Raw genomic sequence first — 26,940 nt, 5'->3', positions numbered from 1 at the left:
GGTACTCCTGGGATGCCTGAGCCGCAGGTGCCGGGGCGAGCGGCTTTCCGGGTGCGGATCGGGGCCGCGTCGCGTGGCGTTGTCACATCGGGGGGCGGCCGCCGGTTCCCTCTGGGTGAAGGGTGCTCCACGAGGGGGCGCCCGGTGGCGCGAGGACGGTGGACGCGATGGTGGCGGGGTCGACACTGGTGACCGGGGGGACCGGGACGTTGGGGCGGCTGGTGGTGGAGCGGCTGCGGGCGGGCGGGGCCGACGTACGGGTGCTGAGTCGGCGGTCGCCGGCGCCGTACGGGGTCGACCTGCGGGTGGGGAAGGGGCTCGACGCGGCCCTGGAGGGTGTCGGCACCGTGGTGCACTGCGCGTCCAACCCGAGGGGCGGTGACGAGGACGCGGCGCGGCATCTGCTGGCCGCCTGCCGGGAGGCGGGGGTGGGGCACCTGGTGTACATCTCGATCGTCGGGGTGGACGAGGTGCCGTACGGGTACTACCGCAGCAAGTTCGCGGTCGAGCGGCTGATCGAGGAGTCCGGGGTCGGCTACACCGTGCTGCGGGCCACGCAGTTCCACGACCTGGTGGTGCGGGTGCTCGCCGTCCTTGCGAAGGTGCCCGTCATGCTGCTTCCCGCAGGGCTGAGCGACCAGCCGGTCGACGCGGGCGAGGTCGCCGACCGGCTCGCCGTCCTCGCCGGGGGCCCTCCCGCCGGACGGGTACCCGACTTCGGGGGGCCCGAGGTGCTGTCCTTCCGCGACCTCGCCCGGACCTACCTCCAGTCCACCGGGCAACGCCGCGCCCTCCTCGACGTCCCCCTCTTCGGGCGGACCTACCGCGCTTTCCGGCAGGGCGGCCACCTCGCGCCCGACGCCCGCCCCGGCCAGCGCACCTTCGCCCAGTTCCTTGCCGCACACCGCCCGTGAGGGCCGCGCGGCTCCGCCGCGCGGCCGGCCACCCACGTCCGGCTGGACGCCTCTCCTTCACCTCGCGGCAAACCCGCTGCGGCATACTGTCGACCGCAAGTGCCGGGCGGCAATACGGTCCGAACGCCCCGAAACACCCGCGAGGTTGACGACGTGCACACACACGGCAAGAGCCAGCAGAACGAGCAGCGAACCGCCGCCGCGCCGACCCCCGGCAAGCGCGGCACCGCGGCTCCCGGGCTGCCGCAGCACCTCTTCGGCCCGCGCGGCATCGGCGCGTTGCAGGGCACGGCCGGAAACGCCGCCGTCGTCCAGTTGCTGAGTGCTTCCGCCGGGGCGGCCCAGGAGGCCCACGAGCACGGCGCCGGCTGCGGGCACGAGCAGGACGCGCCGCCGGTGCAGCGCTCGGCCGTACCCGACGTCCTGCGCTCCAGCGGCCGGCCCCTGGACGCCCCGACCCGCACCGACATGGAAGCGCGGCTCGGGGCGGACTTCGGGGACGTCCGCATCCATGACGACAGCAGGGCGCAGGCGTCGGCGGCCGAGATCGGCGCCCGCGCGTACACCTCCGGGAACAACGTGGTGATCGGCGCGGGCGGCGGTGACCGGCACACGCTCGCACACGAGTTGACGCACGTGGTGCAGCAGCGGCAGGGGCCGGTCGCCGGGACCGACAACGGGCAGGGGCTGAAGGTCTCGGACCCGGGGGACCGGTTCGAGCGGGAGGCGGAGGCGAACGCGGCGCGGGCGCTGGCCGGACCGGCGCCGGAGGTCCAACGGGCGGCCGAGCCCGGGGAGTCGGCTGCTTCCGTCGAGTCGGGCGCCTCCGCGCGGACGGGGGTGCAGACGGCGGTGCAGCGCTTCCTCGACCCCGCCGTCGCGCAGTCCGATGCCGAGCAGGCGCGTACGTACATCCACGAGCACGCGCGGCAGATCATCGGCGCCTACACCAAGACCGCGCGCGAGGAGAGCTACAACCCCGACCTGAGCACGCAGGAGGCCCTGAAGGAGGTCTCCGGGCTGGAGGGCGACGAGTGGAAGGCCGTCGGCCGTGAACTTGCCCGCGCCGCGGGCGGCGGCCAGGTCGGCGCGGGGCTCGCACCGCAGCGGCTCAGGACCATGGTCGAGATCCTCAACCGGATCGAGCAGCGGAACCAGACCCACACCACGGCACGCGCGGACACCGAGACGCTCAAGTTCGGCACCGAGTTCACCTTCACCGACCCGAAGCTGCGCGAGCTGGTGCCCCCGGACGGCGACGAGAAGGAGCATCTGAAGAAGGAACGCAAGCCGGCCCGCGACTACGCCTACGGTGTCATCGACAACTGGACGGGCCGGGTCCTGGCCAGGAAGACCCCCGGGGTCCGGGTGGCGGCGAGCGCGGTCAGCAGCGGCGTCAAGGCCCCGGGCAAGGCCGTACGGTTCACGTACACCAGGGGCGACGAGGTCGTCTTCCACTGGACGCTGGACGTCGACAACTCCTGCCTGGAGACCCAGACCATGCCGTCGACGGGCGGCCACCTCAACAGCGCGGACGTCTCGCAGATCATCCAGCACGACATCTTCGGCGTGGCCAGGTCGCTGCGACTGGAGACGGACGTCACGGTGCGCGGCGGCAGCGGCCACATCTCGGTGGACGTGGCGACGGCCTTCGGCGGCAGCGTCACGCTCTTCCTGCGCACGGTCGAGGACCTCCAGAAGAAGTCGGCGGAGTGGATCAACTCCTTCCACGAGTACCCCAAGGAGGGGTACGACATGGTGAACTCGCCCTGGCTGTCGGACCTGGCGTTCAAGCCGAACGCGGCACAGGGGGCCGCGAACCCGTTGCAGGGCCTCCAGACGCTGGTCTCCGAGCTGATCGCCGAGGCGCAGGAGGGCAGGCTGAACATCGCGGGTGCCGCCCAGCGCCTCCAGCAGTTCGACGCCCGCCTGACCAACCCGGCGGCCGCCAACGATCCGCGCGGCGCGCACATCCTGTCCGAGATGAGCCACTACCAGGCCATCAACACCGAGCACGCGGGCGCGGAGGGGTCGGCCGCGCGGCTCGAACTGCGGGATGTGCCGGCGCAGACCGGGCTGGAGCGGCTGAACGCGGACCTCGAGCGGATCAAGGCTGTGGTGATGCGGGTGCGGACGGCGGTGCGCGGGTAGCGCCTGGCGGCCACGCGGTGTGCCGGGCCGGCGTGCCGGGCCGGCTTTTCGGCGGGCGGGACCCCTCCCGGGTGAGGTGCGGACGATGGGGGTGGGTCAACGCCGTTGGCCGGGAGGCGGGTCGAGGGGGTCGTCCGGATGTCGTGGGAGCCGCAGGAACGGGGGAAGCGGGACCCGTGGGCGGTGGGGGTGGCCAACGCCTCCCTGGTGGGCGCGGGTTACCTGATGCTGGGGCGCCGCGGGTGGGCCGTACTGAGCTGGGCCGTGACCGTGGCGCTGCTGATCGTCCTGGGCACCGCGCAGCGGACCGTGCGGTGCGAGTGGGCCTTCGCGGTGTGGTGGGCCGTGGTGGTCGTGCACGGATGGCACCTGGCGGGTGGGCGGTGGAAGTGGCCGAGCGGCGCGAACTGGCGGGAGCAGTACGGCCGTTTCGCGGCGGGGTGGCGGCTGGACCGTGTCCGTACCCAGCGGTGTGTGGCGCTCGGGGTCGCCGTACCCGTCCTGGCTGCCGTCGTCCTGCTGCGGGTGGACGCCGCGCACGCGGAGGGCACGGTGGCCGCTGCCCGCCGCAGCGGCGACTGTACGAAGGCGGTGCACGCGCAGCACTCCGTGTGGTTCGGCCCCCGCCTGGCGGACTCCCCGGGGACGCGGCGCGGTGAGCGGACCGCCGCGGCCTGCCGGCGGCTCGCCGTCGCCGCCGCCGACCTGCGCGACGGGCTCGGCGGCGACACGGAGGCCCTCGCGGCCGGGTTCGACGCGATGTCCGCCGTCCTCGCGGACGGCCCGGGCAACGAGGCGATCGTCTCCACCGTGCTCGACGGCTTCCTCGACGGCATCCCCACGGCGAATCCGTGCCGCACCGCCGTCGTCACGGACTGGCTGCGCGCCCGCAAGGCCGACGGCAGCACCCTCGACCGTGCTTCCGCCGTCGTTCCGAGGACGGCGCCCGCCGCGCTCCTGGGGTGCGCGAACAACCTCATGGCCGGGAAGAGCTGGACGAAGGCGAAAGCGCGGTACCAGCAAGTGCTGGACCAGTACCCGCACGACGCGAAAGCAGCCGCCGCCAAGTCGGGTGCGCACAAAGCGGAATTGGCGATCGAGTTGGGCAACGTCACGCGACTGCTCGACACCTACGGTGACACCCAGCCCACCTACTGCACCGCGCCCGCCCGTTACAGCGGCGCGCCCGCCCGGCACAAAGGCGTCAACAAAGCGCTCTTCTTCGGGAATTCCACCTACACCGACAAGCTGCCCACCGGTTGGAGCGCTACCGACGCCTCCGACGCCACCCTCGTCGTCTGCGCCTCCGACGACAAAGACGGCCCCTCCGTCCAGACCTGCCCCTACAAAGGCGGCCTTTACACCACCTTCCCCGAAGAGGTCACCTTCCACAGGATCGCCATCCCCGTGAAGGTCTACGAACTGCGCACCGGCCGCCTCGTCTCCCACCGCACCCTCGAGATCGACGGCAAGAGCTGCCCTTCGACCCTCGAGTACACCACCTGGGAGAACATCGACACCGGTCCCTCCTCCGACCAGTACGTCATCCCCACCACCTCCGACATCCGCGCCGCCTTCCACCCCCTGGTCACCCGCTGACCGTTCCCCGCGCCCCATGTGCTGCGGGGCGCGGGGCAGGTGGCAGGTGGATGGCAGGGTCAGTTGCCGATGCGGGGGAGGTTGGCGAGGGGGCCCGGGAGGGGGGTGGCGGTCTGCTGGGCGCGGATCAGGGCGAGGACGGCGCCGACGCCCGCGAGGACGAGGCTGAGCCAGAAGCTGAAGGCGTGGCCGCCGGCGGGCCCGAAGTCGGAGTGCGCGAAGATCGCGATCAGGTAGAGCACGAAGCCGACCCCGAACCCGAGGAACGTGAGGGCCCGGGCGGGCAGCGGGAGTTGGACGTTCGGCACGAAGAGGGTGACCGCGAGGGCGGCGGCACCCAGCACCGTGAGGACCATCGCGAGCCACGCTATGAACAGCCCGTGGCCGAAGTGCCAGGCACTCCAGCTCACGCTGCCGAGGTGCACACCGTAGGCGCCGAAATCCCACGAGTAGTAGTCGAAGAACGAGAAGACGAGGACGACGAAGCCGATTCCGAGAATCGCCCAGTCGAACCTGTCCACCGAAGAGGGGTCGAACGAACCCCCGGACGGCCCGCCCGCGTTCGGCGGTTTCTGCGGCGAGCCGGGGGGCGGCGGCGCGTCGTACGTCATGATCTCTTGTCTCCTTGGTGACGTGCTTCGACGAAGAACTACGGGCGGCTGACACTAGCGGTCCGCAGGGCCGTTGGGCAGGGAATCCCGGCGGAGTGGGCCGGGTGGTTCCAACTGGTCGTACGGGTACGGAAGAAACGCCTGGGGCACGGGGGAGGTTTATGGCCAGGGGGATTCGGGATGCGGCCCGGAAAAGCGGTCTGACGATTCCCGGGCGGGTTCAAATGACCGTAAAGTCGGCGTAATTGACTGGTCGAGGCCGTTCGGGCAGGGGCGGCGGAGCGGGCGGGGGTCCGCTAGGTTCGGCGTACCAGGGGACGGGTCCGGCAGCCGAGAGGATCGTGGGGCGGGATATGACAGACCACCAAGGGCAACCAGAGCAGGGCACTTCGGGCGCCGGCGAGCCCGAGGACGCCATACCGGGCGCGGGCTCCCCACGGGTCCGCCTGCCCGACCCGGTGGCGATCCTCACCGACCCGGAGCTGGTCCTGGACCTCCCCGGCGCGATGGAACTCGCCCGCGCCTACCTGGACGTCGACGCCCTGGAGCACGCCGCCGCGGTCTCCGTACGGGCCGGCGGCTCGGGCGACTTCGACGTCCGCGCCGCCGGCGGCCTGATCGCCGCCCTGATCGAACTGGCCGAGGGCAACCCGAAGAAGGCGCTCAAGACCCTGAAGCCGCTGAACGGGTTCTCCGACATGGACGTCGCCGCCGAGGTCTTCCTGCTCACCGGCATGGCGATGGAAGCCCGCGGCAAGTGGGCGGACGCCGACGCGAACTACAGGATGGCGATGGGCCTGCCGCAGGCGGTCACCGCGGGCCTGGCCGCACTCCACCTCGGCCGGATCGCCGTCACCGCCGGCCGCCTCGACGACGCGGGCGCGATGTTCGACGCCGCCGTGGGCTGCGGCGTGGCCCACGTCACCGGCTCCGTCCACCTCGAACTCGCCCTCTTCCACGACCGGGCGGGCAACCACGAGGACGCCGTCCAGCACTACCGCCTCGCGGTCACCAGCCCGTACGAGAAGACGTCCCTGCACGCCGCGTTCAACCTCGCCGGGCTGCTGCGCGACGTCGGCGGCACCCCCGAGCACCTGGAGGAGGCACGGCACTACCTGGAGCAGGTACGCGGCACCGGGCACCCCTCGTACGCGCCGAAAGCCGCGATCGACCTTGCCGTGGGGCTCCTCGAGGAGGGGCACGGAGACGCGGCGGTGCCGCTGCTGGAGGAGGGCGCCGCGGCCGCCGACCCGACGACCGCCGCCCTGGCCCACCTCCACCTCGGGCTCCTGCTGGTGGACGCCGCCACGGCCGAGGCGCACCTGCGGATCGCCCAGAAGACGGGGACCGGGCAGGTGAAGACCCGCGCCGCGGAGGCGCTACGGCTGCGCCGGGGCCGGTGACGTGAGGCCGACGTGGCGCCGGTGACGGGCGAGCCGGCCCGCCGGGGGCGCCGCCCGGGCGCCGCGGACACCCGCGGCACCATCCTCGCCGCCGCCCGCCGGCTCTTCCTCGAACACGGCTACCAGTCCGTGACGATGCGGGCCATCGCCGAGGACGCCGGCGTCGACGCCGCCCTGATCAGCTACTACTTCGGCTCCAAACGCGGCCTGTTCGGCGCCTCGATGGCCCTGGTGGCGAACCCGGCGGAAGTGCTGGTGCGGGTGCTGGAGGGCGATCCGGCGACGCTGAGCCACCGGGCCCTGCGCGCCATGCTCGCCATCTGGGACGCCGAGGCGACCGGCCCGGCGCTGGTCGCGATGGTCCGCAACGTGATGACCGAGGACCCGTTCGCCGTGCTCGTGCGGGAGATGCTGGCGCGCGAGGTGGTCGACAAGCTGGCCGACCACCTCGGCGGGCCGCACGCCCGCGCCCGCGCGATGGCCTTCTGCTCGCAGATCGCGGGCATCATCATGACGCGCTACCTGCTGGTGATCGAGCCGATGGCGTCGATGCCGGTCGAGGACGTCGTACGGCACTGCGGCCCCGCGCTGCGGCTCGCCCTGCACGGCCCGCCCGCCGCCCGGCCCGGAATTCATCGGGAAGGGCCGATCCGGCGGCCGGAGCGGAAAACGTCCCAGTAGCGGCGGGGCACCGAATTCATCGGCGTGGCGCGCGCCTGGAGCCGCGGTGGACCGTGGGCGGAAAGCCGACGGAATCCCGTGATTCCCCTACGAGGAGGGCTCCCATGCGCACCGCGGACTCGCGAAGCGGCACCCCGCCCGCCACCCCAGCCGCCACCCGAGCACCCGGCCCGGCCGCCCCGGCCCACCCGGACGCCGGCCCCGCAACCGCCCCGGCCACCCCCGGCATCCGCCACGGCGCCGTCCTGTTCGTCACCTGCCTGGCCCTGGCCGCGGCCGTCTCCGCCATGGCCTCGCTGAACGTCGCCCTGCCGAGCCTCGCCCGCGAGACCCACGCCAGCCAGACCCAGCTGTCCTGGATCGTGGACGCCTACAGCCTCGCCTTCGCCGCACTGCTGCTGCCCGCGGGCGCGTTGGGCGACCGGTACGGCAGACGCCGGGCGCTGCTGGCCGGACTCGCGGTCTTCGCGGCCGGCTCCACCCTCGCGATGCTCACCACCGGCATCGACCGACTCATCGCGCTGCGCGGCCTGTTGGGCGTCGGCGCGGCCCTGGTGATGCCCGCGACGCTGTCCACCATCACCACCACCTTCCCGCGCGAGCAGCGCACCCGGGCGGTGAGCGCCTGGACCGCGGTCGCCGGGGGCAGCGCGGTCGTCGGGCTGCTCACCTCGGGTCTGCTGCTCCATGTGTGGTCCTGGCGCGCGGTGTTCGGGCTCAACGTGGTCCTCGCCGTGGTCGCGCTGGCCGGCACGCTGGTGTTCGTCCCGGAGTCGGCGGAGGCGGACCGGCCCCGACTCGACGTCGGGGGCGCGCTGTTGGCGGTCGCCGGGCTGCTCGCCCTGGTGTACTCGGTGATCGAGGCGCCCACCCGCGGCTGGGCCGACCCGCTGACCCTCGGCGGGATCGGCGCGGGCGGGCTGCTGCTCGCCGCGTTCGTCGGGTACGAACTGCGCCGCGCCCACCCGCTGCTGGACCCCAGGCTGTTCCGCAACCGGCGGTTCGCGGCCGGCTCGGCCTCGATCACGCTCCAGTTCTTCGTCTTCTTCGGCTTCATCTTCGTGGCCATGCAGTATCTGCAACTGGTGCGCGGCGACAGCCCGTTGACGGCCGCGGTGAGCGTGCTGCCGATGGCCGCGGTCCTGGTGCCCGCCACCCGGCTGACCCCGCGGCTGGTGGACCGGCTCGGCGTCAGGCGGCCGTGGGTGACCGGACTGGTGCTGGTGGCCGCCGCGATGGCGGTGCTCTCCCGGCTGGACACCGGCAGTTCCTACGGGCTGGTGCTCGCCGGACTGCTCCTGCTCGGCCTCGGCACCGGGCTGGCGATGACCCCGGCGACCACCGAGATCACCGACGCCCTGCCGCGGGCCCTCCAGAACGTCGGCTCGGCCATGAACGACCTGTCCCGCGAACTGGGCGGCGCCCTCGGCATCGCGGTGCTCGGCAGCCTGCTCGGCGCGGGCTACCGCGCCCACCTCCACCTGCCGCCCGACCTGCCGCCCCGTGCGGCCGGCGCGGCCCGCTCCTCCCTGGCCGGCGCGAGCCTGCTCGGCGACCCCGTCGCCGCCCACGCCCGCCACGCCTTCGTCGCGGCCCTGCACCAGACCCTGCTGGCCGGCGCGGGCGTCTGCCTCCTCGCCGCCCTCACCGTGGCCGTCCTCCTGCGCGGCGCCCCGGCCCCCGACCCGGACGACTCCTGAGGCCGTACCGCTGCGGGGGAGCAGGAGGGACCCCCAGCGGACACAGTGCGGGCCCGCGGCCGGGGACGGCGGCGGGCCCGACGTACTGCGGGGCAGCGGGACTCAGTGGCCGCCCTGCTCCTTGAGACGGCGGAAGGACTCCTCGATCTCGGCCTCGGCCTCGGCGCGGGTCACCCAGTTGGCGCCCTCGACGGACTTGCCGGGCTCCAGGTCCTTGTAGACCTCGAAGAAGTGCTGGATCTCCAGGCGGTCGAACTCCGAGACGTGGTGGATGTCGCGCAGGTGCTCCACCCGCGGGTCGGACGCCGGCACGCACAGCACCTTGTCGTCGCCGCCGGCCTCGTCGGTCATCCGGAACATGCCGATCGCGCGGCAGGTGATCAGGCACCCCGGGAACGTCGGCTCGTCCAGGATGACCAGCGCGTCCAGCGGGTCGCCGTCCTGGCCGAGGGTGTTCTCGATGAAGCCGTAGTCCGCCGGGTAGCTCGTGGACGTGAAGAGCCTGCGGTCCAGGCGGATACGACCCGTCTCGTGGTCCACCTCGTACTTGTTGCGGGAACCCTTCGGGATCTCGATCGTGACGTCGAACTCCACGCCCTACTCCTCAATGATCAGCACACAGTGTGGGTGGTTAAGTGTCTCCCACGGATCGGGGTGGTCGCGAAAGGGGCTGGTCGGCTGTGCCGCTCGGCAGGACGTGGCAGGTCGTGGCGGTATCCGCCGGGATAGGCGCGGTGGTCGCCGCGGGGACCGCGGCCGCGGCCGGGCCGTGGCAGGGCGGCCAGCGCACCGCGGAACGGCGGTTCGCCGCGGCGCGGGACGCCGGGGACCACGGGAGCGTCGGGAGCACCGGGGCGACGGCCGCCGGGAACGGGAAGGCGGCGACCGGTGCGGCCGGGGGCCGCCTGCCGTCGCTGGTGCCCTCCACCCTGCCGTCCGCCGCGCCCGTCCTGGCACCCGCGGGCGCCTCCGCGAGCGCGCTCCCCGCGGGCACCGCCACCGCGCTCGCCGCGAAGCTCGATCCGCTGCTGACCGCCGACGGCATGGGCCCGGTCCGTACCGGCGCCGTCATCGACGTCGGCAGCGGAACGGTGCTCTACGACCACGACGACTCCACCGCGACCACCCCCGCGTCCACCACCAAGCTCGCCACCGCCACCGCCGCGCTGGGCCTGCTCGGCCCGGAGAAACGACTCACCACGCGGGTCGTGCTCGACGCGAAGGGCGAGGTGGTGCTCGTCGGCGGCGGCGACCCCACGCTCACCCTCGGGCAGCTCGCGACGGACACCGCGAAGGCGCTGAAGGCCGACGGGCGGACGAGGATCGCCCTCGGCTACGACACGTCGCTGTACAGCGGGCCCTCGCTGCACCCGATCGGCCACAACGAGAACCTCGCGCCGGTCACCGCCCTCATGGACAACGAGGGGCGGCTCGACGGCAGCAGCAGCGGGCCCGCGCAGCGGGCGTGGGACCCCGCGGCCGGCGCGGCGAGCGCCTTCGCGCAGCTGCTCGGCAAGCAGGGGATCACCGTCACCGGCGTCTCGCACGCCCGCGGCGGGCACGGCGGCAGCGTCGACGGGACCACGCTCGCCACGCACGCCTCCGCGCCGCTCTCCGACCTCGTCGAGCGGATGCTCACCAACAGCGACAACGACCTCGCGGAGGCGCTGGCCCGCCAGGTGGCCCTCGCCGGCGGGCAGCCGGCGAGCTTCGCCGGCGGCGCCGCCGCGATCAAGGCCGCGCTCACGCGGTACGGGGTCGCGCTGCCGGGCGCGTCCTTCCACGACGGCAGCGGGCTCGACCACGCCGACCGGGTCGCGCCGGTCACCCTCGCGCGGCTGCTGGCGCTCGCGGCGAGCCCCGCCCACCCCGAGCTGCGGTCCGTCCTGACCGGGCTGCCCGTCGCCGGGTTCACCGGGACGCTGGCCGGGCGCTTCGACGGGTCCGGGTCGGCCGCCGCCGGGCTCGTCCACGCGAAGACCGGGACGCTCACCGGGACCAACACCATCGCCGGGACCGTCGTCACCTCCGGCGGGCGGCTCCTCGCGTTCTCCTTCATGACCCAGGGCGGCACCGACCCCGTCGCCACCGAATCCGCGCTCGACGCCCTCGCGACGGCCGTCGCCACCAGCTGACCCACCGGGCCGCCGGCCGGTCGCGACCCCACCCGCCGGCGGGCACGCACCGCAAGGGGCAGCCACCGGGGGCGGAGGGGACGTACGGTGAGGGCATGACGAGCATCGGTGGAAGCGAGATGGTCGACTGGAACCTCGCCGTGGCGACCGCGCAGCGGCTGACCCGGCCGGGCCCGGAGGTCAGCCGGGACGAGGCACGGGAGATCGTCGCGGAGCTCCGTACGCACGCGGAGGCGTCGGAAGCGCACGTGAGCGCCTTCACGCGGATGTACGGCGACGAGGGCCCGCGCCCGCACGGCACCCCCGTACTGATCGTGGACCGGCCCGGCTGGGTCCGCGCCAATGTCGCCGGCTTCCGGGAGGTCCTCAAGCCGCTGCTCGGCAAGATGCAGGCCCGCCGCCCCGGCGGCGCGGGCGGCGTCGTACTGGGCACGGTGGGCGGGAAGGTCACCGGCGTGGAGGTCGGGATGCTGCTCAGCTTCCTGTCCTCCCGGGTCCTCGGCCAGTACGAGACGTTCGCCCCGGCCTCGCGCGACCTGCCCGCGGGACCGGTGAAGCCGGGCCCGGGCGAGTCCCGCGCCGGCCGCCTCCTGCTGGTCGCCCCGAACATCGTGCACGTCGAACGCGAACTGGACGTCGACCCGCACGACTTCCGGCTGTGGGTGTGCCTGCACGAGGAGACCCACCGCACCCAGTTCTCCGCCGTGCCGTGGCTGCGCGACCACATCGAGGGCGAGATCCAGTCGTTCCTGGGCGAGACCGAACTCGACGCGTCCACCGTGGTCGAACGCGTCCGGCAGGCGATCCAGGCCGTCGGCGGCGGCAAGGACCGGGACGACCGCGAGGGCGGCGACGACGCGGCCGACGGCGCCGCCGACGACGGCCGCAGCATCGTCGACCTGGTGCAGACCCCGGCGCAGCGGGAGATCCTGACCCGGCTGACAGCCGTGATGTCCCTGCTGGAGGGCCACGCCGACTTCGTGATGGACGGCGTCGGCCCCGACGTGGTGCCCAGCGTGGCGGAGATCCGCGAGAAGTTCGGGCAGCGCCGGGCCAGCGGCGCCGGGCGCCTCGACCAGGCGCTGCGCCGGCTGCTGGGCCTGGACGCGAAGCTGCGCCAGTACCGCGACGGCGAGCGGTTCGTGCGCGGCGTGGTCAAGGAGGTCGGCATGGACGGCTTCAACCGGGTGTGGACCTCGCCCAACACGCTGCCCACGAAGGCGGAGATCGCCAAACCCGCGGAGTGGGTGGCGCGGGTGCACGGCCGCCCCGGAGCGTGACGGAGCGGTACGGTGCCGGCGGGACGGTACCCCGACCGGGGCGTGCGGGCGCGTCCGGACCCGCACGAGCCCCGGGCGCGCCCCCGCGAGCCCCGGCGGCGGGCACCGGTACGCACCACCCGCACCACCCGTACCTCCTGCGCGGCCGCCCGCTGAGCGGTTCGACCGCCTGTTTTGCTCCTGGTTCACCCGTCCGGGGGACCACTGGCGCGGGCTGCCGCGTGCGATGCTCGGGTTATGCCCGGGCTTCTGTCACCATCTGAATACCCTGCGTCAACCCAAGTCGCAGCGGTGTTCGTCCTGCCCGCCCACCCCAGCCTCCCCAGGAGGGAACCGGACATGGGACCCCACCCCACGGTCGCGGCGATACGCCTGGCGGTCCGCCGCGTCCTGCACGACGTGCTCGCAGCCTCCGCCGACGCCTCGCCCGCGCCGTCCCCCGCCGGCGCGGCCGCCGCCGGCCCGCTCGTACTCGCCGCGTGCAGCGGCGGCGCCGACTCGATGGCGCTGGCCGCCGCCCTCGCCTTCGAAGCACCCCGGCTCGGCGTGCGCGCCGGTGCGGTCACCGTCGACCACGGCCTGCAGAGCGGCTCGGCCCGCCGCGCCCAGGAGGTCGTGGAGCGGCTGCGCGCCCTCGGCCTCGACCCGGTCGAGGCGGTCCGCGTGACCGTCGGCCGGCAGTCCGTCGCGCCCGCGCACGGCGGCAGCTACACCGGCACCGCGAGCACCAGTGCGGCGGGCACCGGCACAGCGGGCACCGGCACCGCGAGCACCAGCACCGCCGCCACCGGCCGCCGGGTCGGCCCCGAGGCCGCCGCGCGCGACGCGCGCTACGCGGCACTGGACGCCGTCGCCGAGCGCCGCGGCGCCGCCGCGGTGCTGCTCGGCCACACCCGCGACGACCAGGCCGAGACGGTTCTGCTGGGCCTGGCCCGCGGCTCCGGCACCCGCTCGCTGTCCGGCATGGCCGCGGTCTCCGGCACCGGCGGCCGCTACCGCCGCCCCTTCCTGCTGCTCGACCGCGACACCGTACGGCAGGGCTGCCTCGCCCAGGGCATCACCGTGTGGGAGGACCCGCACAACCACGACCCCGCCTACACCCGCTCCCGGGTCCGGCACGAAGCGCTGCCGGTGCTGGAGAAGTCGCTCGGCAAGGGCGTCGTCCAGGCCCTGGCCCGCACCGCCCAGCTCTCCCGCGACGACGCCGACGCCCTGGACCAGTGGGCCGCCGACGCGCAGGCCGACGCCGCCGGCGACGACGGCAGCCTCGACGTGGCCCGGCTGCACGTCCTGCCCGCGGCCGTCCGGCGCCGGGTGCTGCGCCGCGCCGCGGTCGCCGCCGGCTCGCCGCCCGGCTTCCTCTTCGCCCGGCACATCGAGGAGGTGGACCGCCTGGTGACGGGGTGGCGCGGTCAGAAAGCGCTCAACCTGCCGGGCGGCGTCGCCGTCCGGAGGGCGGATGGCAGACTGGTGTTCTCGCCGTCGTAGAGCCGCAGACCTGAGGACGTACCGCGTAGTGAACGAGACCGACATGGGCGCCGACCTTGAGAAGGTGCTCATCGCCAAGGCAGACATCGACGCGAAGCTCCAGGAGCTGGCCGCCGAGATCGACCGGGACTACGCGGGCAAGGACCTGCTGATCGTCGGCGTCCTCAAGGGCGCCGTGATGGTGATGGCCGACCTGGCCAGGGCCCTGTCCAGCAACGTGACGATGGACTGGATGGCGGTGTCCTCCTACGGCGCCGGCACCAAGTCCTCCGGCGTGGTGCGCATCCTCAAGGACCTGGACACCGACATCGCCGGCCGGCACGTCCTGATCGTCGAGGACATCATCGACTCCGGGCTGACGCTGTCCTGGCTGATCAGCAACCTCGGCTCGCGCGGCCCGGCCTCCCTGGAGGTCTGCACGCTGCTGCGCAAGCCCGAGGCGGCGAAGGTGCGTATCGATGTCAAATACACTGGCTTCGACATCCCCAACGAGTTCGTGGTCGGCTACGGCCTGGACTACTCCGAGAAGTACCGCAACCTGCCGTTCGTCGGCACCCTCGCACCGCACGTCTACGGCGGCTGAGGCGCGCTGAGACCACCCTCACGGCGGCCCGGGGAACCACTGCCGGTTTCCCGCCGTTGGAGCAGGGGAAAGCCGGATTGTTAACGGTCGGTGGCAACCTCGGGTGACAATGCTGGGGTACCGTCCGAAGGATCGGGACATACACCGGATGCACACGCCGCCCACCAGCGGCGGTGCCTCACTGCGGCAGGAGGGACGGGGCGGTCACGCCCCGCATGGATGGACGTGAAGCGCTATTTCCGTGGGCCGGTCATGTGGATCGTGCTGGCTGTCCTTGCCGTGGTCGTGTTGATGGAAGTCGTCGGTTCCGGCGGCGGCTACAAGACGGTCGACACCGGCCAGGTACTGCACGCGATCAACACCAACCACGCCAGTTCCGCACAGCTGACCACCGGAGACGACAACTCCATCAAGGTCCAGCTCAAGGACGGCTACAAGATCAAGGGCAGCTCGAAGGTCCGCGCCAGCTACATCGGCAACCAGGGCTCTTCGATCGCCGCGAACCTGCAGAAGATCCAGGACGGACAGGTCAAGGGCGTCGCCCTGCCCGACGGCTACACCGTCTCGCCGTCCAAGCAGAACGCCTTCGTCAGCATCCTGCTGTCGCTGCTGCCCTTCGTCCTGATCGTGGTGGTCTTCCTCTTCCTGATGAACCAGATGCAGGGCGGCGGTTCGCGCGTCATGCAGTTCGGGAAGTCCAAGGCCAAACTGATCACCAAGGACACCCCCAAGACCACCTTCGCCGACGTCGCGGGCTGCGACGAGGCGGTGGAAGAGCTCCAGGAGATCAAGGAGTTCCTCCAGGAGCCGGCGAAGTTCCAGGCCGTCGGCGCCAAGATCCCCAAGGGCGTGCTGCTCTACGGCCGCCCCGGCACCGGCAAGACGCTGCTGGCGCGGGCCGTGGCCGGCGAGGCGGGCGTGCCGTTCTACTCGATCTCCGGCTCCGACTTCGTCGAGATGTTCGTCGGCGTCGGCGCCTCCCGGGTCCGCGACCTGTTCGAGCAGGCCAAGGCGAACGCCCCGGCGATCGTCTTCGTCGACGAGATCGACGCCGTCGGCCGGCACCGCGGCGCGGGCCTCGGCGGCGGCCACGACGAGCGCGAGCAGACCCTCAACCAGCTGCTCGTCGAGATGGACGGCTTCGACGTCAAGGGCGGCGTGATCCTCATCGCCGCGACGAACCGGCCCGACATCCTCGACCCGGCGCTGCTGCGCCCGGGCCGCTTCGACCGCCAGATCGCGGTGGACCCGCCGGACCTCAACGGCCGGCTGGAGATCCTCACCGTGCACCAGAAGGGCAAGCCGATCGCGCCGGACGTCGACCTCATGGCCGTCGCCCGCCGCACCCCCGGCTTCACCGGTGCCGACCTGAGCAACGTCCTCAACGAGGCGGCGCTGCTCACCGCGCGCAGCGACAAGAAGGTGATCGACAACAGCGTGCTGGACGAGGCCATCGACCGTGTCGTGGCCGGCCCCCAGAAGCGCACCCGGATCATGTCGGACAAGGAGAAGAAGACCACCGCGTACCACGAGGGCGGCCACGCCCTGGTCGCGGCGGCCTCGCCGAGCTCCGACCCGGTCCACAAGATCACCATCCTGTCCCGCGGCCGCGCCCTCGGCTACACGATGGTGCTGCCCGACGAGGACAAGTACTCCACGTCGCGCAACGAGATGCTCGACCAGCTCGCCTACATGATGGGCGGCCGGGCGGCCGAGGAACTGGTCTTCCACGACCCGACCACCGGCGCCTCGGACGACATCGACAAGGCCACCAACACCGCCCGCGCCATGGTCACGCAGTACGGCATGACCGAGCGGCTCGGCGCGATCAAGTTCGGCAGCAGTGACTCCGAGCCGTTCCTCGGCCGTGAGATGGGCCACCAGCGCGACTACTCGGAAGAGGTCGCGGGGCTCGTCGACGAAGAGGTCAAGAAGCTGATCGAGACGGCGCACAACGAGGCGTGGGAGATCCTCGTCGAGAACCGCGACGTCCTGGACAACCTGGTGCTCGCCCTGCTGGAGCGGGAGACGCTGAACAAGGAGGAGATCGCCGAGATCTTCGCCCCGGTGGTCAAGCGCCCGCCGCGTCCGGCCTGGACCGGTTCGGCCCGCCGCACCCCGTCCACCCGGCCGCCGGTGCTCTCCCCGAAGGAGCTGGCCCTCACCAACGGCGCCCAGGCGATCAACGGGAACGGCTCCTCGCCGGTGTCCACCACCAAGCCCACCGAGCCGGTCGACCTGCCGGAGGACCGTCCGGAGAGCTGAACGTCACACTGATTCATCCCGTTCCGGGCGCTGTCCGGAATGCGATCCGCGGCCCCGGGGTTCTAGCCTTGGGGCCGCGGTCGTCTTTCCGACCTGCCGTGATGTCGTCCAGAGGAGCAAGGCCATGACCGATCCCGTGACGCTCGAGGGCGACCACCTGCCCGGCGAGTTCGACGAGAAGCGGGCCGAGGCCGCGATCCGCGAACTGCTCTACGCCGTGGGGGAGGACCCCGACCGGGAGGGCCTGCGCGAGACCCCGAGCCGGGTGGCCCGCGCCTATCGGGAGATATTCGCCGGGCTGTGGCAGCGCCCCGAGGACGTCCTCACCACCACCTTCGACCTCGGGCACGACGAGATGGTGCTCGTGAAGGACATCGAGGTGATGTCCTCCTGCGAACACCACCTGGTGCCCTTCGTCGGCGTCGCGCACATCGGCTACATCCCGGCGAGCAACGGGAAGATCACCGGCCTGTCGAAGCTGGCCCGGCTGGTCGACGTGTACGCGCGGCGCCCGCAGGTGCAGGAGCGGCTGACCACGCAGGTCGCCGACGCGATGATGCGGATACTGGAGCCGCGCGGCGTGATCGTCGTCGTGGAGTGCGAGCACATGTGCATGACGATGCGCGGGGTCCGCAAGCCCGGCGCGAAGACCCTCACCTCCGCGGTGCGCGGGCAGCTGCGCGACCCCGCCACCCGCTCCGAGGCGATGAGCCTGATCATCGGGCACTGACCCTTCCGGTTCCGGTTACCGCCCCGCGCGCCCCCGTAGCTCCCGTGGACACCGCGGCGGCGGACCCTGGGGCGCGGGCGGGCACGCCCGCGGATCGCCACGGATTGACAAGGACCGGAAGCAACCCGTAGACGGGTGTTTCCGTCCTAGTGGGCGCAACCGTCCCTCGTTCCGGAACCTGTGAGCACCCTTGTCCGCTGACCGCGCACGCACGCCGCACCACCGCCTGATGCCGCACGCCTCGTCGGTACCGAAGATCTTCGGTACGGCGGCGGCGGTCATAGGCCTGCTCGACGTGGTCTCCGCGGTGTTCCCCGCCTTCCGCAACGGGCGGATGCACCGGATGGCCGCGGTCTTCCCCGGCACCGTCAGCTCGCTCGCGGCGGCCACCTCGGTGGTCACCGGTGTCCTGCTGCTGATGCTGGCGCACGGCCTCAAACGCGGCAAGGTCCGCGCCTGGTGGGCGTCGGTGCTGCTGCTGCCGGTCGGCGCGGCCACCCAGGTCCTCTACCGCCACTCGATCTTCGGCGCGCTGGTCTCGCTCGGCCTGCTCACCCTGCTGATCAGGTACCGCGGCGAGTTCACCGCGCTCTCCGACCCGCGCACCCGCTGGCGGGCGCTGGCGAACCTGGTGGGCCTGAGCATCCTGGCCTTCTGCCTCGGCCTGGTCATCACCAGCGCCCACCCCGCCTCCGAGCAGGGCAGCCCCGCCTTCACCGACCGCTGCCTGCACGTGCTCTACGGCCTGTTCGGCATCTCCGGCCCCGTGCACTACACCAGCGACCGGGTCGGCGACGTCGTCGGCTACTCGCTGGGCGGCCTCGGCCTGCTCATCGCCTGCTCCACCGTCTACCTGGTGCTGCGCCCGGCCCGCCCGGTCGCCGAGCTGAGCGAGGAGGACGAGCAGCGGCTGCGCGTCCTGCTCGCCCGGCACGGCGCCCGCGACTCCCTGGGGCACTTCGCGCTGCGCCGCGACAAGTCCGTGGTCTTCTCGCCCAGCGGCAAGGCCGCGATCTGCTACCGGGTGGTCTCCGGGGTCGCCCTGGCCGGCGGCGACCCGATCGGCGACGTGGAGGCGTGGCCCGGCGCCATCGACAGCTTCATGGAACTGGCCCGCGCGCACGCCTGGCTGCCGGCCGTCGTCGGGTGCAGCGAGACCGGCGGCGAGGTGTGGACCCGGGAGACCGGGCTGGACGCCCTGGAACTCGGCGACGAGGCGATCGTGGACGCCGCGGACTTCACGCTCTCCGGGCGGGCCATGCGCAACGTCCGGCAGATGGTCAAGCGGATCGAGCGCAGCGGGTACGTCTGCCGGGTGCGGCGGGTGCGCGAGCTGACCGAGGAGGAGAAGCAGCGGGTGCGGCTGGCCGCGGACGCCTGGCGCGGCACCGACACCGAGCGCGGCTTCTCCATGGCGCTCGGCCGGTTCGGCGAGGCGGCAGACGGGGACTGCGTGGTGGTCACCGCGCACAAGGAGTGCGGGCCGGAGGCGGCCCACCCCGAACTCGGCGACCTGCGGGCCGTCCTGCACTTCGTGCCCTGGGGGCCGGACGGCATGTCCCTGGAGCTGATGCGGCGCGACCGCGCCGCCGACCCCGGGCTCAACGAACTCCTCATCGTGGCCGCGCTCCAGCACGCCCCCGACCTCGGGGTGCGGCGGGTCTCCCTGAACTTCGCGATGTTCCGCTCGGCGCTGGCCCGCGGGGAGCGGATCGGCGCGGGGCCGGTGCTGCGCGGCTGGCGCGGGCTGCTGGTGTTCCTCTCCCGCTGGTTCCAGATCGAGTCGCTGTACAAGTTCAACGCGAAGTTCCAGCCGGAGTGGGTGCCGCGGTTCCTGGTCTTCCCCAACTCCCGCGACCTGCCGCGGATCGGCTTCGCCATCATGCAGGCGGAAGGGTTCGTCACCCTGGCGCTGCCGCTGCCCCACGCGCTCCAGCGCTTCCTGCCCGGCCGCGCGGCCCGCTCCGGCCACCGCCACAACCCCGGGTACTCCTCCGTCGAGGACACCCCGCAGCGCACCTACGTCGCCTGACCGCGAGCCCCGCCGCGCGCCGCGACGCGGTGCACCAGTCCACGGCTCGCCCGGTAGCCGACGAGCCAAAGGGAGCGCCGGTGTCGAAAGGTGGGGGCGCCTCCCAGGCGAAGCTCTGGGGGAGCGCGGAGTTTCCCGAGGAACGAGGGAATCGAGCACGGTCGACCGTCGACACCGGGACCAAGCGACCGGAGGCGAGTCGGCGGCATAGGGGGAGACCCGTACGCTGGGGCGCATGAGTACGTCACAGGCGCGGAGCGGACCGGTCGGACTGCCGCGGTGGGATCGGTGCGCCGTCATGGGCGTGGTGAACGTCACGCCGGACTCGTTCTCCGACGGCGGGCAGTGGTTCGACCCGGAGTTGGCGGTCAAGCACGGTCTGGACCTGGTCGCGCAGGGCGCGGACCTGGTGGACGTGGGCGGGGAGTCGACCCGCCCGGGCGCCGCGCGGGTGGACGAGGACGAGGAGCTGCGCCGGGTGATCCCGGTGGTCAGGGAGCTGGCCGCCTGCGGCGTGCTGGTGAGCGTGGACACGATGCGCGCGTCCGTCGCCGAGCAGGCGGTCGCGGCCGGCGCCCGGCTGGTCAACGACGTCAGCGGCGGCCTGGCCGACCCGCGGATGGTCCCGGTGGTCGCGTCGGCCGCGGTGCCGTTCGTGGTGATGCACTGGCGCGGCCGCAGCATCGACATGAACAACCGCGCGGTCTACGGCGACGTGCTCGGCGAGGTGCTCGCCGAACTGCGTACCGCGCTGGCCCGCGCGATCGAGGGCGGCGTCGCGCCCGAGCGGATCGTGGTCGACCCCGGCCTCGGCTTCGCCAAGACCGCCGAGCACGACCTCGCGCTGCTCGCGCACCTGCCCGAACTGACCGCGCTGGGCCGCCCGTTGCTGGTCGCCGCCTCCCGCAAGCGGTTCCTCGGCCGGGTGCTGGCCGGCGCCGAGTCCGCGCCGCCGCCGGCCCGGGAGCGCGACGCCGCGACCGCCGCGGTCACCGCGATCGCCGCGCGCGAGGGCGCCTGGGCGGTGCGGGTGCACGAGGTGCGGGCCAGCGCGGACGCGGTGCGGGTGGCACGCGCCATCGAGGCCGCCGGAACCGCCGGGACCGACCCGATCGCCGCGGGCTCGCAGGTGCGGGCGTGACGGGCCGTACGGCGGAGGCGCGCGCGGTCGAGCGGGCCAACCAGGCGTTCTACGACGCGATCGAGCACTCCAACCTCGACGAGCTGGAGGCGGTCGTGCTGACCGGCCCGCTCGCCGAGACCGTCTCGACGGTGCACCCGGGGTGGCCGGTGCTGCGCGGGCGCGGCGAGGTGATGCGGTCGTACGCGCTGATCATGGCGAACACGGAGTACATCCAGTTCTTCCTGACCGATGTCAAGGTCGCGGTCGACGGCGACACCGCGGTGGTGACGTGCACCGAGAACATCCTCACCGGCGGTCCCGCCGAGGAGGACGGCTCCACCGGCTCGCTGGTCGGCGGCCTGGTGGTCACCACGAACGTCTTCCGGCGCACCGCCGAGGGCTGGCGGCTGTGGGCGCACCACGGCTCCCCGGTGCTCGCCGAGGAGGAGGACGAGGACGACGAGGACGGCGACGTGTCGCTGGAGGCCATGGACGAGGCCATGCAGGACGTCCTGGGCGAGGTCCTGAAGGCGGCGAAGGACGACGAGCAGGGCGAGGACGACAAGCCGGACAGTGATGAGCCCGGCAAGCCCGACGACGACAAGCCCGGCGAGCCTGACAAGCCCGACACGCCCGGCGAGCCCGGCGACGACGACCAGCCGGACGACGGCGACGGCACGAAGGGGCAGTGAGGGACGTGGACCGGATCACACTGCGCGGGCTGACCGTCCGCGGCCACCACGGAGTGTTCGCGCACGAGCGCGAGAACGGCCAGACCTTCGTGGTCGACCTCTCCCTCGGCCTCGACCTCTCCGCCGCCGCGGCCGGTGACGACCTCACGCGTACCGTGCACTACGGTGTGTTGGCCGAACAGGTCGCGGCCGTCGTCTCCGGCGAACCGGTCAACCTCATCGAGACCCTCGCCCAGCGCATCGCCGACACCTGCCTGGGGCATGCGCAGGTGGAGGAGGTGGAGGTGACCGTGCACAAACCCGAGGCTCCGGTCACCGTCCCGTTCGGCGACGTGACCGTGACGATCACCCGGAGGCGCCCGTGAGCGCGCAGCATCCCGAGTACGGCACCGAGCAGACCCCCGAGGCCGGCCCGGCCGACCCCACCGTGCAGCCCGTGCCCGCCGACGTGACCGCCCGCGTCGACGCCGCCGACAGCACGCTCCAGAACCCGCGCACCGCGGTGATCGCCCTCGGCGGCAACCTCGGCAACCGCCTGGAGACCCTGCAAGGCGCCGTCGACGCGCTGGAGGACACCCCGGGCGTGCGGGTCAAGGGCGTCTCCCCGGTCTACGAGACCGAGCCCTGGGGCGTGCCCGAGGGCAGCCAGCCCGCGTACTTCAACGCGGTGGTCGTGGTGCGCACCACGCTGCCGCCCGACTCCCTGCTGGAGCGCGCGCACGCCATCGAGGAGGCGTACCTGCGGGTGCGCGAGGAGCGCTGGGGCCCGCGCACCATAGACGTCGACATCGTGGCGTACGACGACCGCGTGTCCGACGACCCGGTGCTGACGCTGCCGCACCCGCGGGCGCACGAGCGCGCGTTCGTCCTCGTGCCCTGGCACGACGTCGAGCCCGCCGCGGTGCTGCCCGGGCGCGGCCCGGTCGCGGAGTTGCTGGCCGCGGTGGGCGACGCCGGGGTGCGCCGGCGCGCCGACGTGGAACTCCGGCTGCCGGAATGATCGTTGGGAAGTGACGTACGCCGTCGCGCGCGGGAGGCCGCACGCGCCGGCGTACGGGACGTCGTACGGAGACCCGTACGGGAAGAGGTGTGGGAAGACGTGGAGGCGGACGCCCGGTGAAGACCCTGCGGATCAGGACGCTGGCCGGCATCTTCGTGGTCGCGGGTGTGCTGTCGTGGGCGGCGGCGAAGCTGTGGGACACCTTCGGGACGCTGCCCGGGGTGCCGCTGGCCGCGCCCGTGGTGCTCGCGCTGATCGCCGTCGCGCTTTTCGCCACCGCGCTGTCGATAAGGTCACGGCTGCGCGCCCAGCGTGAGCGGCAGCCCGGCGCGAAGGGCGTCGACCCGCTGGCCGCCGCCCGCGCGGTGGTCTTCGGGCAGGCCAGCGCGCTGGTCGCGTCGCTGGTGGTGGGCATGTACGGCGGCACCGGGATCTTCCTGGTGATGTACAAGCTCGACATGGACCCGCGGCGCGAGCAGGCCATCTACGCCGGGCTCGCGGTGCTGGCCGGGGTCGCGGTGGTCGCCGCGGCGCTGTTCCTGGAGCGGGTCTGCAAGCTGCCGGACGACGAGGACCACCACCGCGGGGCGCCCGCGCAGCGCACTCGCTGAGCCGCTGCCGCCCCCCCGCGCGCCCATGTGCGCACTTGACCGGCGGAGCCGGAGATGGTTCAGTCCGTGACGTGAACGGAACGCGCCTGCTGCTGCACCGGAGGGTCCATCTGGACCTCCTCCGGTACGCGGGCTGCGTGTGTACGGCCGCGCGCTGACGCGCGCCTCCGGCCCACCGTTCGCCCGCGCGTCGTACGCGCATTCCTCCCTCTGGGTGGTATCCCCATGTCCGCGGTTCCCGCGTCCTCTCCTGCTTCCGTTGTGTCTCCCGCCGTGTCCGGCGCCGCTTCCGGCCCCGTGTTCGGCGCCGCCGCTTCCGACACCCAGGCGGCGCCCACCGCCGCCGAACTCCTCGCGTTCGCCCGTTCCGTCGCCGCCGACCCCGCCGTGGTCGGCGAACTGCCGCTGGACGCCGAGGGCCGCACCTGGCGGCGGCTCGAAGGCCCCGGCGGCGCCGAGGCGTGGCTGATCGGCTGGCCGCCCGGGGCCGAGACCGGCTGGCACGACCACGGCGGCTCGTACGGGGTGTTCGTCACCGCCGCCGGCGAGCTGACCGAGCACTCGCTCGCGGTGCCGCTGCCCACCGAGGGCTGGCGGTCGCTGGAGCTGGCCGAGGGCGTGGACCGGCGCCGGGTGCTGCCCGAGGGCAAGGGCCGCGCGTTCGGCCGCGAGCACGTGCACCAGGTGGTGAACGCGTCCGGGACCACCCACGCGGTGTCCGTGCACGCGTACTACCCGCCGCTGCCGCTGATGCGCCGCTACAGCCGCAAGGACAGCACGCTGCGGCTGGAGTACGTCGAGCGCCCCGAGGCGTGGTGAGCGCGCTGCCCGGGCCGCCGCGCTCGATCGACGACCACCTGGCCGCCGTACGGGAGCGGCTGGTCCGGCTGACCCCCGAAGAGGCCGCCGCGGCCGTCCGCGACGGCGGCGCGCTGCTGGTGGACATCCGGTACGGGGCGCTGCGCGACCGCGACGGCACCGTGCCCGGCGCGGCCATCGTGGAGCGCAACGAACTGGAGTGGCGGCTGGACCCGCGGGGTTCGCACCGCCTGGCCCGGGCCACCGGCCACGACCTGCCGGTCGTCGTCATGTGCAACGAGGGCTACGCCTCGTCGCTGGCCGCCGCCTCCCTGCAGGACCTGGGGCTGCACCGGGCGACCGACGTCGTCGGCGGCTTCCAGGCGTGGCGGGCGGCGGGGCTGCCCGTCACGCCGCCGGACGGCCGGCCGACGGTGCCGGACGCCTGGGGCACCGCGTGACCAAGATCCTTTATGTCCGCCGTCACCTGGGGTCGCGGCGTCGCGTCCCAGCGTGACGGGCGGGGCCCGAGGTGCGGCCAAACCCCCACGAAAATTGGGGCCCCGGGGCCCCACGGAAGGCCCGCGCACGCTAAATTTCGGTCATGCCCCGTGGACGCCACCGCCATTCCCAGCCGCTGCACCGGATGATGCCGCCGCTGACCGTCGCAGGCATCGCGGCCTTCCTCGCCGCCCTCACCTTCGTCGCCGGTGATACGTGGCTGCTGCGGGGGCTCGCGGTCGCGATCGCGGTGGCCGCGGTGGCCGGGGCCTTCCTCGCGCGGCGCTGGGACCGCGCCGCCGGACGCGAGGTCGCCGACCTGGCCGCGCAGCGCGCGCGGGAGGAGTGGCGCACCGAGGAGAAGGTGGCCGAGCTGGAGACCGACCTGGAGGAGTCCAGGGAGATCCGCGGCCGCCTGGAGAAGAAGCTGCGCGGCAAGCGGGCGGAGCTGGCCCGGCTGCGCTCGGAGCACGCCGAGCTGCTGCGGCGGTACGCCACCGCCGAGAGCGAGCGGGCGCGGGCGCTGGAGGCGCGGCGGCGGTTGCAGCGCGAGGGCGCGGCCGCGCCGCGGATCGCGCTGGGCACCGGGGCGCCGGCGATCGGCCCCGCCGCCTACCTCAAGGCGGCCGCGGCGCTGCGGGACCTCGCGCGCAACGCTGCCACGCAGGAGGCGCAGCGGACCGTGGCCGACGCGCGGGTGCGGGACGCGGCGGCGCCGGACGAGCCGCAGGGCCGGCACGCGTCGGGGGCGCAGGCGCAGCCCGGACTGCCGGTCCGCGAGCACCGGTTGGTGCCCGCGGCGACGGCCGCGACCGTGCTGCCGTACGGGCGGCAGGGCCGGCCGGCGGCGGGGACGGGGAGCCGGGCGGTCGGCGGGTTCGACTTCTTCGGCACCCAGAAGTCGCTGCCCGCGGCGCGGATTCCCGCGCAGGGCGAGCCGGCCGCCGCGTCCGAGCCGGCTGCCGCGGCCGTGCCGACGGCCGTGTCCGCGGCCGGCCCCGAGCACGAGGTGGCCGCGGCCGAGGTGATCGACCTCACCGCGCACGACGACACCGAGCAGATCGACGTCAGCGACCTGCGGGGCGCCGCGCGCTGACGGCGGCGGGCGGCGGCTGCCCGGCGACCACAGCGACTACGGCGACTGCACGAGCTACTTGTCGATGTCGCCGACGACGAAGAACATCGAGCCGAGGATCGCGACCATGTCGGCCACGAGCGTGCCCGGCAGCAGCACGTTGAGCGCCTGGATGTTGTTGAACGACGCGGAGCGCAGTTTCAGCCGGTAGGGCGTCTTCTCACCCTTGGACACCAGGTAGTAGCCGTTGAGGCCGAGCGGGTTCTCGGTCCAGGCGTAGGTGTGGCCCTCGGGCGCCTTGAGCACCTTCGGCAGCCGCTGGTTGACCGGGCCGGGCGGCAGCTCCGCGATCCGGTCCAGGCAGGCGTCGGCCAGCGCCAGCGCGTTGTGGGTCTGCGCGAGCAGCACCTCGAACCGGGCCAGGCAGTCGCCCTCGGTGCGGGTGGCGACCTCCAGGGCACCGGCCAACTCCCCGTAGGCCAGATACGGTTCGTCGCGCCGCAGGTCGAAGTCGACCCCGGAGGCGCGGGCGATCGGCCCGCTCACCCCGTACGCGTGCACGTCCGCGGGCGACAGCACGCCGACCCCGCGGGTGCGGCCGCGGAAGATCTCGTTGCCGAGCACCAGGTCGTCGAACCGGCCCATCCCGGCCCGCACCGCGGCCACGGCCTCCCGCGCCCGCCCGGTCCAGCCGTTCGGCAGGTCCTCCTTCAGGCCCCCGACGCGGTTGAACATGTAGTGCATCCGGCCGCCGGAGACCTCCTCCATCACGTGCTGCAACTCCTCGCGCTCGGTGAACGCGTAGAAGATCGGCGTGATCCCGCCCAGCTCCAGCGGGTAGGAGCCGAGGAACATCAGGTGGTTGAGCACCCGGTTCAGCTCGGCCAGCAGCGTACGCGTCCACACCGCGCGCTCGGGGACCTCCATGCCGAGCATCCGCTCCACCGCGAGGACCACGCCCAGCTCGTTGGAGAACGCCGACAGCCAGTCGTGCCGGTTCGCCAGCATGATGATCTGCCGGTAGTCCCGCGCCTCGAAGAGCTTCTCCGCGCCGCGGTGCATGTACCCGACGATCGGCTCCGCGGACCTGATCCGCTCCCCGTCCAACACGAGCCGCAACCGCAGCACCCCATGCGTCGAGGGGTGCTGCGGCCCGATGTTCAGCACCATGTCCGTGCCCTCGGCCGCCCCACCGACCCCGACCGTCGTCTCCGTCATGCCCCCATCCTCTCAGGGCCGCCCGGCAGCCCATGCCGGGTGGGGAGGGCGGGGGTGGGGGTGGTGAGCCAGAGGAAGTCGCCGAGGGCGCCGGGGGCGGTGAGTTCGGCGGCTTCGGTGGCGGTGGTGAGGGCGCGGACGTAGGCGGCGGGGTCGCGGGTGGCGAGGGCGAGCGGGGGGCGGGTGCCGTGGACGCCGAGGGCGTGGAGGGCGGCGCGCTGCGTGGTCAGGGTGCCCGGGAGGGCGTCCATCGCGACATGCGCGGTCAGGTCCATCGAGCCGTCGGGTACCGGGGGGGGGGGGGGGGGGGGGGGGGGGGGGGGGGGGGGGGGGGGGGGGGGGGGGGGGGG

The 26,940-nt window shown here is 73.4% G+C and carries 23 protein-coding genes and 2 pseudogenes; 21 read left to right on the top strand and 4 right to left on the bottom strand.

Features of this window, described 5'->3' with window-relative positions; all coding sequences use genetic code 11:
• Positions 1-167: 167 nt before the first annotated feature.
• From AC3ERT_RS24125 to AC3ERT_RS24115, 3 genes are all read left to right on the top strand, one after another.
• Positions 168-914 (top strand): SDR family oxidoreductase, encoded by a 747-nt coding sequence (locus tag AC3ERT_RS24125; RefSeq protein ID WP_435176737.1) that lies wholly within the window; start codon positions 168-170, stop codon positions 912-914.
• A 153-nt stretch (positions 915-1,067) separates the two neighbouring features.
• Positions 1,068-3,065: an eCIS core domain-containing protein gene (locus AC3ERT_RS24120; protein WP_435176735.1), complete on the top strand. Its 1,998-nt coding sequence runs from the start codon at positions 1,068-1,070 to the stop codon at positions 3,063-3,065.
• Between the two features lie 138 nt (positions 3,066-3,203).
• Positions 3,204-4,664, top strand: coding sequence for a tol-pal system YbgF family protein (locus AC3ERT_RS24115; protein WP_435176733.1), 1,461 nt, complete (start codon positions 3,204-3,206; stop codon positions 4,662-4,664).
• A 59-nt stretch (positions 4,665-4,723) separates the two neighbouring features.
• Here AC3ERT_RS24115 and AC3ERT_RS24110 read toward each other — a convergent pair whose 3' ends face one another.
• On the bottom strand, positions 4,724-5,275 hold the full coding sequence (locus tag AC3ERT_RS24110; RefSeq protein WP_335970677.1) for an NfeD family protein: 552 nt from the start codon (positions 5,273-5,275) through the stop codon (positions 4,724-4,726).
• Positions 5,276-5,628: 353 nt separating this feature from the next.
• On the opposite strand from AC3ERT_RS24110, the gene AC3ERT_RS24105 reads away from it, so the two are divergent.
• The 3 genes from AC3ERT_RS24105 (at position 5,629) to AC3ERT_RS24095 (ending at position 9,059) form a co-directional block, all read left to right on the top strand.
• Entirely contained in the window at positions 5,629-6,678 is a 1,050-nt protein-coding gene (locus tag AC3ERT_RS24105) for a tetratricopeptide repeat protein (RefSeq protein ID WP_435128401.1), read from the top strand.
• Positions 6,679-6,699: 21 nt separating this feature from the next.
• Positions 6,700-7,359 (top strand): TetR/AcrR family transcriptional regulator, encoded by a 660-nt coding sequence (locus AC3ERT_RS24100; protein WP_488180744.1) that lies wholly within the window; start codon positions 6,700-6,702, stop codon positions 7,357-7,359.
• 104 nt (positions 7,360-7,463) lie between these two features.
• Positions 7,464-9,059: an MFS transporter gene (locus tag AC3ERT_RS24095; RefSeq protein ID WP_435176729.1), complete on the top strand. Its 1,596-nt coding sequence runs from the start codon at positions 7,464-7,466 to the stop codon at positions 9,057-9,059.
• A 102-nt stretch (positions 9,060-9,161) separates the two neighbouring features.
• Here the strand turns inward: AC3ERT_RS24095 and AC3ERT_RS24090 are convergent, their stop codons facing one another.
• Entirely contained in the window at positions 9,162-9,653 is a 492-nt protein-coding gene (locus AC3ERT_RS24090; protein WP_335970685.1) for an inorganic diphosphatase, read from the bottom strand.
• Positions 9,654-9,766: 113 nt separating this feature from the next.
• Here AC3ERT_RS24090 and dacB point away from each other — a divergent pair, with 113 nt between their 5' ends.
• From dacB to AC3ERT_RS24015, 15 genes and pseudogenes are all read left to right on the top strand, one after another.
• A complete protein-coding gene (dacB, locus tag AC3ERT_RS24085) occupies positions 9,767-11,194 on the top strand; it encodes a D-alanyl-D-alanine carboxypeptidase/D-alanyl-D-alanine endopeptidase (protein ID WP_435176727.1) in 1,428 nt (475 codons plus the stop codon).
• 95 nt (positions 11,195-11,289) lie between these two features.
• A complete protein-coding gene (locus tag AC3ERT_RS24080) occupies positions 11,290-12,474 on the top strand; it encodes a zinc-dependent metalloprotease (protein ID WP_435176725.1) in 1,185 nt (394 codons plus the stop codon).
• Between the two features lie 339 nt (positions 12,475-12,813).
• Positions 12,814-13,962 carry a tRNA lysidine(34) synthetase TilS gene (gene tilS, locus AC3ERT_RS24075; protein ID WP_335970690.1) on the top strand — a complete coding sequence of 383 codons (1,149 nt, stop codon included), beginning with the start codon at positions 12,814-12,816 and terminating at the stop codon, positions 13,960-13,962.
• A gap of 28 nt (positions 13,963-13,990) precedes the next feature.
• Complete coding sequence (hpt, locus tag AC3ERT_RS24070; RefSeq protein ID WP_335970692.1) at positions 13,991-14,545, top strand: hypoxanthine phosphoribosyltransferase; 555 nt, start codon at positions 13,991-13,993, stop codon at positions 14,543-14,545.
• A gap of 219 nt (positions 14,546-14,764) precedes the next feature.
• Positions 14,765-16,810, top strand: coding sequence for an ATP-dependent zinc metalloprotease FtsH (gene ftsH, locus AC3ERT_RS24065; protein ID WP_335970694.1), 2,046 nt, complete (start codon positions 14,765-14,767; stop codon positions 16,808-16,810).
• 124 nt (positions 16,811-16,934) lie between these two features.
• On the top strand, positions 16,935-17,540 hold the full coding sequence (gene folE, locus AC3ERT_RS24060) for a GTP cyclohydrolase I FolE (RefSeq protein WP_335970696.1): 606 nt from the start codon (positions 16,935-16,937) through the stop codon (positions 17,538-17,540).
• Between the two features lie 229 nt (positions 17,541-17,769).
• Positions 17,770-19,572, top strand: a complete 1,803-nt coding sequence (locus tag AC3ERT_RS24055; RefSeq protein WP_335970698.1) for a phosphatidylglycerol lysyltransferase domain-containing protein — start codon at positions 17,770-17,772, stop codon at positions 19,570-19,572.
• Positions 19,573-19,807: 235 nt separating this feature from the next.
• The gene (gene folP, locus AC3ERT_RS24050) at positions 19,808-20,713 is read left to right on the top strand and encodes a dihydropteroate synthase (protein WP_435176722.1); all 906 of its coding nucleotides are present in this window, start codon (positions 19,808-19,810) and stop codon (positions 20,711-20,713) included.
• Positions 20,710-21,168, top strand: a pseudogene (locus AC3ERT_RS24045) (nuclear transport factor 2 family protein); the annotation flags it as partial. The gene folP and the pseudogene AC3ERT_RS24045, both read left to right, overlap by 4 nt.
• A 224-nt stretch (positions 21,169-21,392) precedes the next feature.
• Entirely contained in the window at positions 21,393-21,752 is a 360-nt protein-coding gene (gene folB, locus AC3ERT_RS24040; protein WP_435128377.1) for a dihydroneopterin aldolase, read from the top strand.
• Positions 21,749-22,387, top strand: coding sequence for a 2-amino-4-hydroxy-6-hydroxymethyldihydropteridine diphosphokinase (gene folK / locus AC3ERT_RS24035; protein ID WP_335970705.1), 639 nt, complete (start codon positions 21,749-21,751; stop codon positions 22,385-22,387). Before folB ends, folK begins: the two co-directional genes overlap by 4 nt.
• Positions 22,388-22,503: 116 nt before the next feature.
• Complete coding sequence (locus AC3ERT_RS24030; protein WP_335970707.1) at positions 22,504-22,998, top strand: DUF3180 domain-containing protein; 495 nt, start codon at positions 22,504-22,506, stop codon at positions 22,996-22,998.
• A gap of 225 nt (positions 22,999-23,223) precedes the next feature.
• The gene (locus tag AC3ERT_RS24025) at positions 23,224-23,817 is read left to right on the top strand and encodes a cupin domain-containing protein (RefSeq protein ID WP_435176720.1); all 594 of its coding nucleotides are present in this window, start codon (positions 23,224-23,226) and stop codon (positions 23,815-23,817) included.
• On the top strand, positions 23,811-24,257 hold the full coding sequence (locus AC3ERT_RS24020; RefSeq protein WP_435176718.1) for a rhodanese-like domain-containing protein: 447 nt from the start codon (positions 23,811-23,813) through the stop codon (positions 24,255-24,257). Before AC3ERT_RS24025 ends, AC3ERT_RS24020 begins: the two co-directional genes overlap by 7 nt.
• Positions 24,258-24,400: 143 nt before the next feature.
• A complete protein-coding gene (locus tag AC3ERT_RS24015; protein ID WP_435176716.1) occupies positions 24,401-25,393 on the top strand; it encodes a hypothetical protein in 993 nt (330 codons plus the stop codon).
• Between the two features lie 54 nt (positions 25,394-25,447).
• Here the strand turns inward: AC3ERT_RS24015 and AC3ERT_RS24010 are convergent, their stop codons facing one another.
• Positions 25,448-26,590, bottom strand: a complete 1,143-nt coding sequence (locus AC3ERT_RS24010; RefSeq protein ID WP_335970712.1) for an NADH-quinone oxidoreductase subunit D — start codon at positions 26,588-26,590, stop codon at positions 25,448-25,450.
• A pseudogene (locus AC3ERT_RS24005) lies at positions 26,587-26,940 on the bottom strand (hypothetical protein); the annotation flags it as partial. The pseudogene AC3ERT_RS24005 and the gene AC3ERT_RS24010, both read right to left, overlap by 4 nt.

This window comes from Actinacidiphila sp. bgisy145, assembly GCF_057708125.1.
Note: the sequence above shows the minus strand (reverse complement) of the source record. Positions and strands in the feature narration are given on the sequence as shown.

What these genes read in the sequence shown, in the direction of transcription:
- AC3ERT_RS24110 (WP_335970677.1), bottom strand. Translation starts at nt 5,275, where the DNA reads ATGACGTACGACGCGCCGCCGCCCCCCGGCTCGCCGCAGAAACCGCCG.
- AC3ERT_RS24125 (WP_435176737.1), top strand. Translation starts at nt 168, where the DNA reads ATGGTGGCGGGGTCGACACTGGTGACCGGGGGGACCGGGACGTTGGGG.
- AC3ERT_RS24025 (WP_435176720.1), top strand. Translation starts at nt 23,224, where the DNA reads ATGTCCGCGGTTCCCGCGTCCTCTCCTGCTTCCGTTGTGTCTCCCGCC.
- AC3ERT_RS24105 (WP_435128401.1), top strand. Translation starts at nt 5,629, where the DNA reads ATGACAGACCACCAAGGGCAACCAGAGCAGGGCACTTCGGGCGCCGGC.
- ftsH (WP_335970694.1), top strand. Translation starts at nt 14,765, where the DNA reads ATGGACGTGAAGCGCTATTTCCGTGGGCCGGTCATGTGGATCGTGCTG.
- AC3ERT_RS24015 (WP_435176716.1), top strand. Translation starts at nt 24,401, where the DNA reads ATGCCCCGTGGACGCCACCGCCATTCCCAGCCGCTGCACCGGATGATG.
- folE (WP_335970696.1), top strand. Translation starts at nt 16,935, where the DNA reads ATGACCGATCCCGTGACGCTCGAGGGCGACCACCTGCCCGGCGAGTTC.
- AC3ERT_RS24010 (WP_335970712.1), bottom strand. Translation starts at nt 26,590, where the DNA reads ATGACGGAGACGACGGTCGGGGTCGGTGGGGCGGCCGAGGGCACGGAC.
- AC3ERT_RS24115 (WP_435176733.1), top strand. Translation starts at nt 3,204, where the DNA reads ATGTCGTGGGAGCCGCAGGAACGGGGGAAGCGGGACCCGTGGGCGGTG.
- AC3ERT_RS24080 (WP_435176725.1), top strand. Translation starts at nt 11,290, where the DNA reads ATGACGAGCATCGGTGGAAGCGAGATGGTCGACTGGAACCTCGCCGTG.
- tilS (WP_335970690.1), top strand. Translation starts at nt 12,814, where the DNA reads ATGGGACCCCACCCCACGGTCGCGGCGATACGCCTGGCGGTCCGCCGC.
- AC3ERT_RS24055 (WP_335970698.1), top strand. Translation starts at nt 17,770, where the DNA reads ATGCCGCACGCCTCGTCGGTACCGAAGATCTTCGGTACGGCGGCGGCG.
- AC3ERT_RS24095 (WP_435176729.1), top strand. Translation starts at nt 7,464, where the DNA reads ATGCGCACCGCGGACTCGCGAAGCGGCACCCCGCCCGCCACCCCAGCC.
- folP (WP_435176722.1), top strand. Translation starts at nt 19,808, where the DNA reads ATGAGTACGTCACAGGCGCGGAGCGGACCGGTCGGACTGCCGCGGTGG.